We start from the raw sequence: 13546 nt of genomic DNA on the forward strand, positions 1-13546 counted from the left end.
CTCGCAAGGGTACCGTGGGTTCGAATCCCACCCTCTCCGCCGACAGCTCAGCCTTAGAGAAGATCTGAATTCAAGGACCGCAGGAGCCGGTCAGCCTCTCCGACAGACGATCCGCCGGTTCGCTCGTTATGAGTGCAGCGACGCCTGACGGAGAGGGCCGTGGGAATGATCGACGGGGTCGCGCGCGGGCTGCGGGCGGCGTCTTGCGCCCTGGCTCTGCTTGCGACGTCGGCGGTCGCAGCGCCGGACGCCGCCGGCGCCTGGCGCGACGCCTTCCAGTCGAGCCCGGCGGACTACGATGTCGCCACAGCCGCGCCGCCGCCGGTCACCGGCACGCTGCGGTCGCGCTTCGCCGTCGCCGTCGCCGGTTCCAGGATCCGCATCCGCGTCTCCAACGAGGACGGGGCCGAGGCGCTGGCGATCGCCGCGGCGAGCGTCGGCAAGGCGGCGGGCGCCGGGTTCGACGCCGCGCCGGGGACCCTGAAGGTCCTGACGTTCGGCGGCCGGCGTGCGATCGTCGCCCCGCCGGGCGCGGCCGTGCTCAGCGACCCGGTGGATCTGCCGGTCGCCGTCGGCGCGGCGCTGGTGGCGAGCATCCGGGCGCCCGCGGGCGTACGGCTGCAGCCCTCGGGCGGGGTGACGATGGCCGCGGCTGACGGCGACCAGACCTTGGCCGACAAGCTAGCAGGCGAAAGGCGCGTCGCCGGCCGGCCGCCGGTCAGCGGCGCCAGCGTGCTGACCCGCCGGCCGCCGCGGATCATCGTCGCCCTGGGCGACTCGATCACCGACGGAAACCGCAGCCGCCCGGACCAGCCGCGCGGCTGGCCGGAAGCGCTGGATCGCCGCCTGGCCGCGCGCGCGGACGGAGCGCCGCGGGCGGTCGTCAACGCCGGCATCGCCGGCAACCGCGTGCTGGCCACCAGCTGGGGCGATGCGGCCCTGGTCCGCTTCGACCGCGACGTGGCGCGGATCGACGGCGTCTCGCATGTGGTGATTCTTGAAGGGATCAACGACATCGGCGCCGGCGGGAACGATCGTCCGCTGGAGACCGCCGACCTGATCGCCGGCTACCGGCAGCTGATCGCACGCGCCCGAGCGCGCGGGATCAAGGCGGTGATGGGCACGCTCACGCCGTTCGCCGGCTCCTTCTACTTCTCGCCCGCGAGGGAGGCGCAGCGGCAGGCGGTGAACCGGTGGATCCGTACCTCGGGGGAGCCGGACGCGGTGATCGACTTCGACGCGGCGACGCGCGATCCGGCGGCGCCCGGCAGGCTCCGCCCCGCCTACGATTGCGGCGACCACCTGCATCCCAACGCCCAGGGCTACAGGGCGATGGGCGATGCGATCGACCTTAGGCTGTTCGACTGACGGCGGTGGCCGCGGCCCGATGCACGGCGCGCGAGCAGTGGCCAGATCCGCCGGGGCGCCTTATGGCTTCCTGCCCGGACCGTCGGATGGAGCTCCATGGTCAAGATTGCAGCGTCGCGTTCGCAACACGGTGAGGACGAGTTCATCGCCGGCCTCATCCCCGGCGACTGCGAGCCGTTGTTCGTCGACGTCGGCGCCAACGACGGCGTCTCGTGGTCGAACTCGTACAACTTCGCCGCGGCGGGCTTCCGGCTGCTGCTGGTCGAGCCGATGCCGCTCTACGCCGCCCGCTGCGCGCTCAACCACCGGGATAATCCGAACGTCTTCGTCGAGCCCTACGCGATCTCCACCGAACTGGGCACGGCGAGCTTCTATGTGAACCTCGACGCCGACCACGACCTGCTGGCCATGCGCTCCAGCCTGCGGCGCGAGGTCATCCCCAGCGACGCGGTGAGCGAGGTGATGGTGCCGACCGCGCCGCTCAGCTTCCTGCTCGCCAAGCACCGGGCCGCCGAGCGCTACGCGGTGCTCAGCGTCGACGCCGAGGGCATGGACCTGCAGGTGCTCGAGACCGCCGATCTCGACCGGCGCCGGCCGCAGGTGATCTGCGTGGAGAACGGGCTGGACGATGCGCCGGTCCGCACCTTCCTGGCCGGCAAGGGCTATCGGCTGATCACCAAGCTCGGCGAGGTCAACGACATCTTCGTCGACGACCGCCCGCGGCGCAGAACCTGGCCCTGGGCGCGGCGCGGGTTGGGCAGCTAGATCGTCTCGTCGGCCAGCAGGCCGGTCTGCTTCAGCAGGCGCTGCCGCTCGATGCGGAAGCGCCGCACGATCGTGTCGGCGTCCTCGTCCGGCCGGACGCTGTTGCGGAACACCCGCGGGCCGATGAAGGCGCTGGTCAGCAGCATCACGCAGTAGACCTCGGAGTCGGCCTCGCAGCCCTCGGCCGCGAGGCGTTCGGCGACGCTGGCCACCAGGCCGTCCCACTCCGGATAACGGTCGCGGATGTCGCCCGCCGAGATGAAGTCCTCGAACCACATCTTGATCAGCTCCGGATTGTCCAGGACGAAGCGGGTGATGTAGTCGATGCGTTCGCCCTGCGGGGCGACCGGGCGGAAGGCCTTGGCCAGCTGCTTCGACGACCAGGTCTTGACCGCCGCGATCAGCACCTCGCGGTTCTCGAAGTGATAGTAGACCGTGGTCCGATTGACGCCGGCGGCGCGCGCCAGCGCCGAGATCGACAGGGCGTCGGCGCCCTTCTCCGAGATGAGGCGCACAGCCGTCTCGATCAGCTCCCGATGCGTTTCCTCGAAACCCTTGTTCCGACGCAGAGGGGCGGTCTCGGTGAACGTCATTATCGCGATGCTAGGGGATGCGGCTGCCCGAGGCCAGGGAAAGGCGGCGGAGGCCTTCGCAATCGGGGCCCTGGCTCAGGGAACGCTGATCGCCGACGGCCCGTTGTCCTTGTCAAATGACAGGAGGCGGTTGCGGATGGCCGATCAGACCAACCGAGCGGAATGCGAGCCCGAGCTGCGCAGCTTCGAGGCGTGCCGCACCATCGACGTCAACGACCGCAGCTGCGTGCTCTTCTGGTCGCGCCGGCTGGGCGTGCCGGAGGCGGTAATTGTCGAGGTTGTCCGGGAGGTTGGGCCGAACTCGACGGCCGTGGCGCTGAAGCTCGAGGCGCCGCACAAAGACCGCACCGCACCGCCGGATCTCGCGCCGCGAGCGTGAGCTGGGCGGGGCCGCACGGGGTCCCTTCACAAGCAAGTCCGCACGCCTGAGGCGCGATTTGTGACTGTTGCGTGACGGCCACAGGCGGTCGCTCGGGCGCCTGTTTTTCAAGCTGCGCTGTTGCCGTTGAAGGCGCCCGGCGGATAGAGCGCCGCCTCCGTTCAACGGGAAACAACAAATGTATAAGTCTCTCCTCCCCACCGCCGCGGCCGCCGTGGCCGTCGCTCTCGTCGCTTCCTCGGCCCAGGCTCAGTCGGTCGGCGGCTACCTCGGCGCGACCTACTCGCGCACCGACGTCGACGTCGTCGGCCCGAACCCGAAGCTGGACAACTACGCCGTCGACGGCGCGGCCCAGTTCAAGATCGGCACGCTGAACGCCCTGGCGAGCGTCGCGGTGAGCGACACCGGCGGCGACGTGAGCGACACCGTCGACTACGACTTCACCGGCCACCTGAACGGCAAGCTCGGCAACGCCCTGGTCGGCGGCTTCGCCGGCGTTTACACCACCCGCGGCCTCGACGTTTGGAGCCTGGGCGTCGAAGGCCAGGCGGAAGTTGCGCCGAACTTCGTCCTCTACGGCCAGGGCGCCTGGGGCCGGGGCGACGGCCTTGACGGCGCCGACCTTTGGGCCGTCCGCGGCGAAGCCCGTTACTTCGTCACCGACAACGCCAAGCTGCAGGCCCAGGCCGGCTGGTCGAAGGTCGACACCAAGCACCTCGGCTCCTCCGACACCTGGACCGTCGGCGTCAGCGGCGAATACCAGTTCGCGGGCACGCCCTGGAGCGTCCTGGCGGGCTACGACTACGCCGACGCCCACGACCTCGACGTCAAGTCGCACACCTTCCGCATCGGCGGCCGCTACACCTTCGGCGGCGCGACGCTGAAGGCCCGCGACGCTGCCGGCGTCGACCTGGCCCCGGTCAAGAAGCTGTTCACCGGCGTCACCGGCTTCTAAGCGGTCCTCCCCGCCTGCGCGGGGTCCGTCTTCGAGTGCTGCAACCCCCTTCGCCTGACGGCGGAGGGGGCGTCTTTCTTCAGAGCCTGGCCTTGAAGCTGTCCAGGCCCGCGACGCCCGCGTCATAGGCGAACAGCGAGCCCGCCAGCCGGTCGGACTCGGCGGTCTTCATCGCCGCCGTGGTGATGTAGAGCGTCTTCAGGTTCGCGCCGCCGAAGGCGCAGGTGGTGATGTTGCGCGCCGGCATCTCCAGCACCTGGTCGATCCGGCCGTCGGGGGCGACGCAGACCACGCAGCCGCCGCCGAAGCGGCAGTTCCACAGCCGGCCCTGCGCATCGATCGACGAGCCGTCGGGCGCGCCGCGCTCGAAGCCGGCGAAGAACGGCCGCTCACCCGCGATCTCGCCGCTCGCCGCGTCGTAGTCGTAGGCCCAGATGGTGTTCCGCAGGGTGTCGCCGAAATAGAAGGTCCGGTGGTCCGGCGACCAGCAGACGGTGTTGGCGATGCCTAGGGCCTGCTTCTCCTCGCTGACCTTTCCGCCGGGCCGGATCCGGTGCAGCACGCCGTGGCCGAAAGCCGCCTCGCCGGGCTCGCCGTTGGGGCCGACATTGTTGGCCATCGTGCCGATCCAGACGTCGCCGTTGGGCGCGGCGCGGCCGTCGTTAAGGCGCGCGGTCGGCCAGGCGGCGAGCTTGAAGCCGTGGTCGCGGCGGCTGTCGTCGGCCGGCCGCCAGACGATCAGCCGCGAGGCCAGCGCCACCAGCCACAGCCCGGGCTCCTCGGTGAGCGCAAGGGCGGTCACCGGCTCGTCGAAGAACCAGCTCGCCACCCGCTCCTCGGCGTCCATCCGGTGGATCAGGAAGCGGTTCACGTCGCACCAGTAGATCGCCTGCTCGCCGGGGCTCCAGGTCGCCGCCTCGCCGCACTTGTCCCCCACCGGCGCGACGCAGCGCAGCTGCCCGGTCATCGCATTGCTCCGGCGAAATGCCCCGCCCGGAAGTCCGGGCGGGGCTTCGGTACGCGTTCCATGTCGGGGTCGCCGCTACAGTGCGCGGCGGCCCACAATGGCGTGGTAGATGAAGAGCACGATCACCGCGCCGATGATGGCGACGAGGATGCTGTACAGGTTGAGGCCGGAGACGCCGGCCATGCCGAAGCGGGTGAACAGGAAGCCGCCGACGAAGGCGCCGACGACGCCCAGGAGCAGGTCCAGCACGAGGCTGCCGCCGCTCCGGTTCACGAGCTTGCTGGCGATGAAGCCGGCGATCAGGCCCAGAACGATCCAGGCGAGGATTGACATCAGACGTATCTCCAATGTGACGCCGGCTCCGACCGTGTGGCCGAAGCCGGCCGACGCCGCAAAAAAGCCCTGACTATGTATTGGGTTCCGTCGTGGGGGCGTGCGTCGGGTCGACGGCATGACGGCGCAACCGTGAGCGCCGCCGAGGGGTTAAGCCCTGGGCGTGTCGCAGCAACCCAGGAGACCTACTTGCGCAAGACCATTCTCGTTAAGACGGTTCTGGCGGCCGCGGCCGTCACCATGGCGACGGCGCCGCTGGCCGCAGAAGCCCATCCGAAGCACCGCGTTCTGGTCTGCAACACGCCCAGCGCCGTGCGGCGCAACGCCAACAACGGCACCATCATCGGCGGCGTGGGCGGCGCCCTCGTCGGCCAGGCGATCGGCCACAACACCACCGGCACCCTGATCGGCGCCGGCGCCGGCGCCGTCGCCGGCCACGAAATCGCCAAGTCGCGCGCCAAGCGGAATTGCCATTACGAGTACCGCTAAGGCCGCTCCGGGCTGCGCACGCACAGCCAGCGTGCGCGGTGCCGGTTCTCCATATTGCCTTCCCAGCCGGTCACCCTGGGGCTGACCAGGTTGCGGGTGACGCCGAAGTAGACCGGCGCCACCGCCTCGTCGTTCAGCATGGTCTGCTCCGCCCGCGCCAGCAGGGCCGCGCGCCTTTTCGCGTCAGGCTCCTGGTCGGCGGCGGCCAGCAGGGCGTCGTACGCCGGGTTGGCGTAGTCGCCGTAGTTCTGCGCGCCAGTGGTCGACTGGAAGAGGCCCAGGAAGGTCAGGGGATCGTCGAAGTCGGCGATCCAGTTGACGAAGCCCACCTGGAAGTTGCGCGCGTTCAGGTCGGCGAACAGGATCTGGCTCTCGGTCTGCAGGATCTTCGCCTCGACCCCGATCGCCCGCCAGTCGGCCTGCACGGCCTGGCTCAGGAGCATGCTGTCGGTGGCCGTCGCGGTCTTCAGCTCCAGCTTCAGCGGATTGTCCGGCCCGTAGCCCGCCTGGGCGAGCAGGGCGCGGGCCTCGGCCTGGCGCGCGGCGAAGGACTTGCCGGCCCACGCCGTCCGCGGCCCGGCCTGGGCGTTGGCCGTCCCTGGCGGCACGAAGGCGTAGGCCGGGGTCTGGCCGGCGCGCAGCAGCTCGGCGGTGATGAAACGGCGGTCGATCGCCTCCGACAGGGCGCGGCGCACGCGCCGGTCGCGCAAGGGGCCCGGATCATGGCCGTTGAAGGTGATGTAGCCGGTGGAAAGCCACAGGTGCGTGCGCGCATAGCCCGGCAGGGTCTCGCGGATGTGCTGCAGCCGGTTCGACTGGAACATGGTGGTCGCGTCCAGCTCGCCGCGGGCCACCCGGCGCTCGGCGGCGACATAGTCCGCGGCCGGATAGTAGTTGATCCGGTCGACGCAGACGTGGGCCGCGTCGAAGAACTGCGGGTTCTTCTCCACCGTGATCTTGTCGCCCAGCCGCCAGGAGACCAGCTGGTAAGCGCCATTCGAGACGTAGCGTCCGGGCGCGACCCAGCCGTCGCCATATCGGCCGACCGCATGCGCCGGGACCGGATAGAAGCTCTGGTGGGTGAGCAGCTGCGGCAGGTAGGGCGCGGGATGCTCGAGCCTCAGCTCCAGGGTGTGCGGACCTAAGGCGCGCGCGCCGACGGCCTCGAGCGGCGCCTTGCCGGCGTTGGCGGCCGCGCCGTTCTTCAGGATCTCGACCATGTAGGCGTAGGGCGATCCGGTCTTGGGGTCGAGGATCCGCCGGTAGGCGAATACGAAGTCGTCCGCCGTCACCGGAACGCCGTCGGACCAGCGCGCCGGCCGCAGTTGGAAGGTCCAGGTCAGGCCGTCCGGGCTGGTCTCCCAGCGCTCGGCCATGCCGGGCAGCACCGCGCCGTCCGCCGCCTCGGTGGCCAGCCCCATCATCAGGTCGCCGATCACCAGCGTCTCGGCGACGAGCTGCGCCTTGGAGGGATCCAGGGTGTTGGGCTCGGAGTCGTCGCCGTACTCCAGGCAGACCTTGCCGGCAGGACAGGCCGGCCGCTGCGCGCCGCCCTGGCAGGCGCAGAGCCCGGCCACGGCGAGGACGGCGAGCAGACGGCGGAAGCGGATGGACGCCAAGCGGGCCTCGTGCGGCGAAGCGAAGGGGCCATCACGCCTGCGTCGGGTTAGGTTGTCGAGGCCCGAACGCCCCCTCAGTCGGCTTCGCCGACAGCTCCCCCGCTTTGCGGTGGAGCATCCTGGCGCTTTAGATCCTCCACCGCGCAGCGGGGGAGGTGGCTCGCGAAGCGAGACGGAGGGGGCGTTCGGCCGCGCCGCCCGCTCAATTCAATCGAAATTCGCCGTCCAGCGCCCTCAGCTCCGCGGGCTTGATCAGCTTGGAATGGGCGACGCTGACCTTGAAGAGCGGGCCCTCCAGGGTGCGGCTCCAGAAGTCGAGGAACTTCTTCAGCGCCGGGAACTCGGGGAACAGGTCGTACTCCTGCCAGATGTAGCTCTGCAGGATCGCCGGGTGATCCGGCATCCGGTAGAGGATCTCGGCGGTGGTCAGGCTGTAGCCCGCCAGCATCTTCCGGAATTCAGGCGACGCCGACATCAAGCAAACCTCGCGTCTGTTGCACCAGATGCGCGGCGCGGATCGGCGCCGCACCCGCGAAGTCTACGCCCGATTCCAGGAAATGTTTCGTAAATTCAGCGCATTAGCACTCACCTGGCAGATCTGCTGCCAGTTTCCGATCATCCGCCTCCGAACGGTCTTGGCTGGAGACGGATCGGAATGGGCTGAGAAAGCCAGCTGAAGCCGCGCCGGGCGATCACCGCGTTGCTCTCGCGCGCCTCGCGGTCGGGCGCAAGCGACCAGGTGATGTGATAGGTCGAGCCGTCCGGCCGGTCGGTGGAGCCTGCGATCCGCACCACCAGCGCCTGGACGCCGCGGCCGTCGTCGGCGACGCCCACCACCTCCCCGGCGGTCTCGGTCGGCGGGGCCGCTTCCAGGTCGCCGAACTTCTGGGTGACGTGGTGGGCGACGACCTCGTCGTAGGCGGGCGGGAAGCGCGCGAGCAGCGCCTCGCGGTCCTCCGGGTCCAGCAGCCAGCCGGTGTAGAAGCGCCTGGGATCGACCTTGGGCATGGCTCAGCTCCTGAACAGCTCCGGCCGGCGCACCTTCAGCGCCAGGGCCAGGGTCAGGGTCTTCAGGTCCTCGATGCGCTGCGCCTCGACCCAGGCCCACAGCTGGTCCAGCGGGACCTCCATGACGGTGATCAGCTCGTGCTCGTCGGCGAGGCCGCCGCCGGCGGCGGTGCGGTCGGCGAGCGCGTAGGGCGCGAGGAACAGCTGCAGCCGCTCGCTGGAGACGCCGGGCGAGGCGTAGGCGGCGCCGACCGGCTCCAGCCCGTGCAGCTCGACGCCGGCCTCCTCCAGCGCCTCGCGGCGCACGCAGGCCTGCGGATCCTCGCCGTCGATCATGCCGGCGATCGCCTCCAGCAGTTCCGGCGGGCCGTCCGACCAGATCACCGGCGCGCGCGGCAGGCTGACCATCAGGGCGGTGCGGCGCACCGGATCGTAGGGCAGGACCGCCGCGGCGTGGCCGTGGTGCTCGATCTCGCGCTTGAACGTCGTCCCGTCGTCGCTCGCCAGCGTCGCCACCAGAAGGGTCATGTAGCCCTGGTAGACGGTCTCGACCTTGCGCAGCGCGACCGGCATGGACGCTTCACTCCTCGCGGGCTTTCGGAACCTGCGGCCGACGCGATCGGTTGCGGGCCGACGGCGGTCACCCCGCCGCCGCCAGCTACTCCGCCGCCGCCTCCTGCACGAAGCCCTTGAAGGTCTTCATGTACTCGACGAACCCCGGGCTCAGGCCCTCGCGCACGAGATGCTCCGGCGCGACCGGGGTCTCGACGACGCGGAAGCCGGCGCCGGCCAGGCGGACCTGTTCGGGATAGTCGTGGTGCAGGAGGCCGGCGCGGCCGAGGGTCACGAAATCGAGGCCGGCCTCGACGGCCGCTTGGCACTGGTCCGGCGTGGTCAGCTTGCCGGCGGCGCCCAGCCGCACCTCGCCGCGCTCCAGGTCGGTGAACCAGTCGAGCAGCCGCCGGTCGCGGTGCTCCGGCTCGAGGGTCTCCTTGAAGACGTCCCACATCGAAAGGTCGAGGTAGTCGATCCAGTCGTGCGCGAAGATCCGCCGGACCGTCTCGCGCGCCTCCATCAGGGTCACGCCGAAGCGCTCGACGGAGAGCCGCACGCCCAGCTGGAAGTCCCGCCCGGCGCCCGCGCGGATCCCGTCGAGGATCTCGAACAGCAGGCGCGTGCGGCCTTCCAGGTCGCCGCCGTAGCGGTCGTCGCGCCGATTGGCCTCGGGCGAGAGGAACTGGGTCAGGATGTAGCCGTGGGCGCCGTGCACCTCGACGCCGTCGAAGCCGGCCTTCTCCGCGCGGAGCGCCGCGGCGATGAAGTCGTCGCGCAGGCGCTGGACTTCGTCGAGAGCGAGGCCCCGGGCGCCGCTCTGCTCGTCGTCCGAGGCGGAGACCGGCCGGCCGACCAGGGCGGCGGGGGAGCGGGCGCCGGCGTGATGCAGCTGGACCGAGGAGACCGCGCCGTGGGCGCGCAACTGGTCGGCGAGCCTGGTCAGGCCCGGCAGGTGCTCGTCGCCGAACACGCCGAGCTGGCCGGGAAAGCCCTGGCCGACCGGCTGCACATGGGCGGCGGCGGTCATCACCAGGCCGAAGCCGCCCTTGGCGCGCAGCGCGAGCCAGTGGATCTCCTCCTTGCTCAGCACGCCGTCGGGACGGCTCTGCTGGTTGGTCAGGGGGGCGAGCGCGAAACGGTTGCGCCATTGCGGCCCGCGCGCCAGCGCCAGCGGCTGAAAGAGGTTCTCGAACGACACTTGGATCCCCGGCAGGTGGCCCTTCGGGAAATATGTAGTGACGCTGGATGGCGTGGCTAGGGCGGGACCGCCGACATCCGCTTTTCCCCGCAATAAGCGGGGGCGAGCGGGTGAGGGGCAATGCGATCCGCTAGCCCTTCGCCGTCAGCTTCTTGCCCTCGGCGGCCAGCCGCTCCAGCAGAGGCGCGGGCTTGTACTGCGGTCCGTACCTGGCCTCGAACTCGCGGAGCCTGGCGACCACCTTCTCCAGGCCGAGCTGGTCGGCGTAGTACATCGGCCCGCCGCGATCGACCGGCCAGCCGAAGCCGTTGATCATGGCGACGTCGATATCGGAGGCGCGCTGGGCGATCCCTTCCTCCAGCACCTTGGCGCCCTCGTTGGCCTCGAGATAGAGGCTGCGCTCCAGGATCTCCTCGTCCGAGACCTCCAGGGTCTTGCCGCCCTGGGCCTGTCGGTACGCCGCGATTACCTGGTCGGCGGCGGCGGACGGGACGGGGTTGCGCTTGTCGTCATAGTCGTAGAAGCCGCCGCCGCCCTTCTGGCCGCGCCGGCCGGCCGCGACCATGGCGGCGCGGACGGTGGTCTGGCCCGGCGGGTCGGGGATCACGTCCAGCCCGACCAGGTCGAGCGTGGCGAACGGCCCCATCGGGAAGCCGAAGTCGTAGATCACCTTGTCCACCCGGGCCGGCGACAGGCCCTCCAGCAGGAATGTGTTGGTTTCCGCGAGCCTGGGGCTCGCCACCCGGTTGGCGATGAAGCCCGGCCCCACGCGGGAGACCACCGTGGTCTTGCGGATGCGCTTGCCGAGCTCCAGCGCGGTGAGCAGCGTCTCGGCGCTGGTCGCCTCGCCGCGGACGACTTCCAGCAGCGGCATCACCTGGGCCGGCGAGAAGAAGTGCAGGCCGATCACCTGGCCCGGCCGGCCGGTGGCCGCGGCGATCTCGTCGAGGTTCAGGAACGACGTGTTGCTGGCCAGGATCGCCTCGGGCTTGCAGGCCTGGTCGAGCTTGCGGAACACGTCCTTCTTCACGTCGAGGTTCTCGAACACCGCCTCGATGACGAGGTCGCAGTCGGCGAGCGCGGCCATGTCCAGCGCGCCGGCCAGCAGGGCCATGCGCTTCTCGGTCTCCTCGGGCCCGGCCCCGCGCGAGCGCTCATAGTTGCCGCGGATCACCGACAGGCCGTGATCCAGCGCCTCCTGCTTCATCTCGACGAGGGTCACCGGCACGCCGATGTTGGCGAAGTTCATGGCGATGCCGCCGCCCATGGCGCCGGCGCCGACGACGCCGACCCGCTTCACCTCCCGCGCCTTAGTCTCTTCCGGCGCGTCGGGGACTTTCTGGGCGTTGCGCTCGGCGAAGAAATAGTAGCGGCGCGCGGCGGACTGCGGGCTCATCGCCGCCTGGAAAAAGCGCTGCTTCTCGAGCGCAATCCCCTCGTCGAAGGGCTTCTCGACCGCGGCCTCGACGCAGTCCAGGATCCAGCCTGGCGCCACCTGGCCGCGGAACTTGGCGGCGAGCTCCTTGCGCACGGGTTCCAGAAGCTCGGGCTTGCCGCGGAAAGACTCCACCTTGTCGTCGCGGTCGCGGATGCGGACCAGCCGGCGCCCGTCGGCCAGGGCCTGGCGGGCGAAGGCGATCGCGCCTTCGCGCAAGCTGCCCTCCGGCGCCAGCTGGTCGATCAGGCCGAGCTCCAGCGCCTCCTGCGCGCGGATCGGCTTGCCGGAGGTCATCATATCGAGCGCCTTTTGCGGACCGGCCACGCGCGGCAGCCTCTGGGTGCCGCCGGCGCCCGGCAGGAGGCCAAGGTTGATCTCGGGAAAGCCCAGCCGCGCGGAAGGGACGGCGAGGCGGAAATGGGCGCAGAGCGCGATCTCCAAGCCGCCGCCCAACGCGGCGCCGTGGATCGCCGCGACCACCGGCCGGTCGGCGCCGTCCATCAGCTTCTGGATGTCCTCGATGCTCGGCTCCTTGAGCATGTCGGAGAGGTTGGAGATGTCGGCGCCGGCGATGAAGGTGGTCCCGTCGCAGATCAGCAGCACCGCCCGGGCGTCGCTGGCCAGGGCCGCCTTGAAGCCCTCGAACAGGCCCGCGCGCACGGTCAGCGACAGCGCGTTCACCGGCGGGGAGTCAAGCGTCAGGATGGCGATCTCGCCGTCGCGGCTGAGGTCGGTCACCGCGTTGATAGCCGTCATGGTCGGATCTTCCCGAAAGACGCGAGGTGAAACGGATTGGCGACGGCGCCGGGTCCTGAGTCAATCAGGCATGGGCGCTGGCGCAGCGTCACGCTTTTGGCGTGCTTTGCGCTAGTGTGCTGGATCTGAAGTTCGCCTGCGCCTGGATTGTGCGCCGGAGCGGACTTCAGATCCGAAAAGCACACTAGAAAACAAATACTTGTCTAGTGCCCTTATCGATCCCGAAGTTCGTCAGAGCCAGCCACAGGCGCATGCGAACTTCGGGATCGGGACACCAGAAGCTACACTTTCGAAACAAGGAAGCCGATTTGCCGGAGACAGCGCCGCCCGTTCCAGCCCGCCGCCTGCGCCTGGCGCTGGCCGTCGCGGGCGTGGTCGTGCTGGCCGTGACGCTGGCGCTCTACGCCGCCCGGCGGACCATTGCGCGCGAAGCGCTGACCGCCTGGCTGAAGTCCAAGGGCGTGGCGGCGGCGGCGGAAGTCCACGCGATCGGGCCGACGGGGGTCACCGGCCAGATCACCATCGGCGATCCGGGCCACCCGGACCTCACCATCGAGCGCGCGGAGATCGGCTACGGGCTGAAGGGGCTGGGGCTGGAGGTCCGTTCAGTCGTCCTGACGCGGCCGGTGCTGCGCGCACGGCTGCACGACGGCAAGCTCTCGGCCGGCGAGCTCCAGCCTCTGATCGAGGAGTTCCAAAAGGCCCCGCCGCGCCCGAGCGCCCTCCAGCCGCGGATCCGCATCGCGGACGGGATCCTGCTGCTGACGACCGATTCCGGACGGGTGCGCATCAACGCCGACGCCGCGATCGACGAGGGCAAGCTGCAGCGGCTGGACGCCCAAATCGCGCCCACCCGTCTGACCGGCGAGCGTTTCGACGTCAGCCTGGGCGCGGTCGGCCTCAAGGCCCAGACCGCCGGCGCCCGGGTCGAGGTCAGCCTCGACGCGCCGGTCGCCAGCGCCCAGCTGGTGCTGGCGAAGGCGGGCGGCGGGAAATCCGAGCAGGTTCAGGCGACGGCTGCGCGCCTGCGCCTCACCACCGCTGGCCCCTATCCCGATCTCAAGGCCAGGCGCGCCGACGGCGCGGTGGTGGCGCATGCCGAACTGTCGGGCGGCCGGCTGGC

General features: G+C 70.3%; 14 protein-coding genes and 1 pseudogene. 6 read left to right on the forward strand and 9 right to left on the reverse strand.

Going from position 1 to position 13546, the window contains the following annotated elements; translation table 11 throughout:
• Nucleotides 1–165 precede the first annotated feature (165 nt).
• Both VJS38_RS12495 and VJS38_RS12500 read left to right on the forward strand, forming a co-directional pair.
• Nucleotides 166–1368, forward strand: a complete 1203-nt coding sequence (locus VJS38_RS12495) for an SGNH/GDSL hydrolase family protein (RefSeq protein ID WP_324088475.1) — start codon at nt 166–168, stop codon at nt 1366–1368.
• Between the two features lie 96 nt (nt 1369–1464).
• The gene (locus VJS38_RS12500; protein WP_324088476.1) at nt 1465–2133 is read left to right on the forward strand and encodes an FkbM family methyltransferase; all 669 of its coding nucleotides are present in this window, start codon (nt 1465–1467) and stop codon (nt 2131–2133) included.
• Here VJS38_RS12500 and VJS38_RS12505 read toward each other — a convergent pair.
• Entirely contained in the window at nt 2130–2726 is a 597-nt protein-coding gene (locus VJS38_RS12505; protein WP_324088477.1) for a helix-turn-helix domain-containing protein, read from the reverse strand. The genes VJS38_RS12500 and VJS38_RS12505 overlap by 4 nt on opposite strands.
• A 136-nt stretch (nt 2727–2862) precedes the next feature.
• Here VJS38_RS12505 and VJS38_RS12510 point away from each other — a divergent pair, with 136 nt between their 5' ends.
• Nucleotides 2863–3105, forward strand: a complete 243-nt coding sequence (locus VJS38_RS12510; protein ID WP_324088478.1) for a DUF3606 domain-containing protein — start codon at nt 2863–2865, stop codon at nt 3103–3105.
• Between the two features lie 178 nt (nt 3106–3283).
• Nucleotides 3284–4060 carry a hypothetical protein gene (locus VJS38_RS12515; protein ID WP_324088479.1) on the forward strand — a complete coding sequence of 259 codons (777 nt, stop codon included), beginning with the start codon at nt 3284–3286 and terminating at the stop codon, nt 4058–4060.
• 79 nt (nt 4061–4139) lie between these two features.
• Here VJS38_RS12515 and VJS38_RS12520 read toward each other — a convergent pair whose 3' ends face one another.
• Together VJS38_RS12520 and VJS38_RS12525 are read right to left on the reverse strand one after the other, a co-directional pair.
• On the reverse strand, nt 4140–5027 hold the full coding sequence (locus tag VJS38_RS12520; protein WP_324088480.1) for an SMP-30/gluconolactonase/LRE family protein: 888 nt from the start codon (nt 5025–5027) through the stop codon (nt 4140–4142).
• 75 nt (nt 5028–5102) lie between these two features.
• Complete coding sequence (locus VJS38_RS12525) at nt 5103–5360, reverse strand: GlsB/YeaQ/YmgE family stress response membrane protein (protein ID WP_324088481.1); 258 nt, start codon at nt 5358–5360, stop codon at nt 5103–5105.
• Nucleotides 5361–5549: 189 nt separating this feature from the next.
• Between VJS38_RS12525 and VJS38_RS12530 the strand changes: the two genes are divergently transcribed.
• Complete coding sequence (locus VJS38_RS12530; RefSeq protein WP_324088482.1) at nt 5550–5849, forward strand: YMGG-like glycine zipper-containing protein; 300 nt, start codon at nt 5550–5552, stop codon at nt 5847–5849.
• Here the strand turns inward: VJS38_RS12530 and VJS38_RS12535 are convergent.
• The 6 genes from VJS38_RS12535 to VJS38_RS12560 form a co-directional block, all read right to left on the reverse strand.
• Nucleotides 5846–7468 carry a peptide ABC transporter substrate-binding protein gene (locus tag VJS38_RS12535; protein ID WP_324088483.1) on the reverse strand — a complete coding sequence of 541 codons (1623 nt, stop codon included), beginning with the start codon at nt 7466–7468 and terminating at the stop codon, nt 5846–5848. The genes VJS38_RS12530 and VJS38_RS12535 overlap by 4 nt on opposite strands.
• Nucleotides 7469–7670: 202 nt before the next feature.
• Nucleotides 7671–7943 carry an usg protein gene (locus VJS38_RS12540; RefSeq protein ID WP_324088484.1) on the reverse strand — a complete coding sequence of 91 codons (273 nt, stop codon included), beginning with the start codon at nt 7941–7943 and terminating at the stop codon, nt 7671–7673.
• 140 nt (nt 7944–8083) lie between these two features.
• Entirely contained in the window at nt 8084–8476 is a 393-nt protein-coding gene (locus VJS38_RS12545; protein WP_324088485.1) for a hypothetical protein, read from the reverse strand.
• A 3-nt stretch (nt 8477–8479) separates the two neighbouring features.
• Nucleotides 8480–9049 (reverse strand): NUDIX domain-containing protein, encoded by a 570-nt coding sequence (locus tag VJS38_RS12550; protein ID WP_324088486.1) that lies wholly within the window; start codon nt 9047–9049, stop codon nt 8480–8482.
• 85 nt (nt 9050–9134) lie between these two features.
• Nucleotides 9135–10229, reverse strand: a complete 1095-nt coding sequence (locus tag VJS38_RS12555; protein WP_324088487.1) for an NADH:flavin oxidoreductase — start codon at nt 10227–10229, stop codon at nt 9135–9137.
• Between the two features lie 130 nt (nt 10230–10359).
• Nucleotides 10360–12423 (reverse strand): 3-hydroxyacyl-CoA dehydrogenase NAD-binding domain-containing protein, encoded by a 2064-nt coding sequence (locus tag VJS38_RS12560; protein WP_324088488.1) that lies wholly within the window; start codon nt 12421–12423, stop codon nt 10360–10362.
• 308 nt (nt 12424–12731) lie between these two features.
• On the opposite strand from VJS38_RS12560, the pseudogene VJS38_RS12565 reads away from it, so the two are divergent.
• Nucleotides 12732–13546, forward strand: a pseudogene (locus VJS38_RS12565) (hypothetical protein); the annotation flags it as partial.

The sequence above is a fragment of the Phenylobacterium sp. genome, assembly GCF_035276905.1.
Lineage (GTDB): Bacteria > Pseudomonadota > Alphaproteobacteria > Caulobacterales > Caulobacteraceae > Phenylobacterium.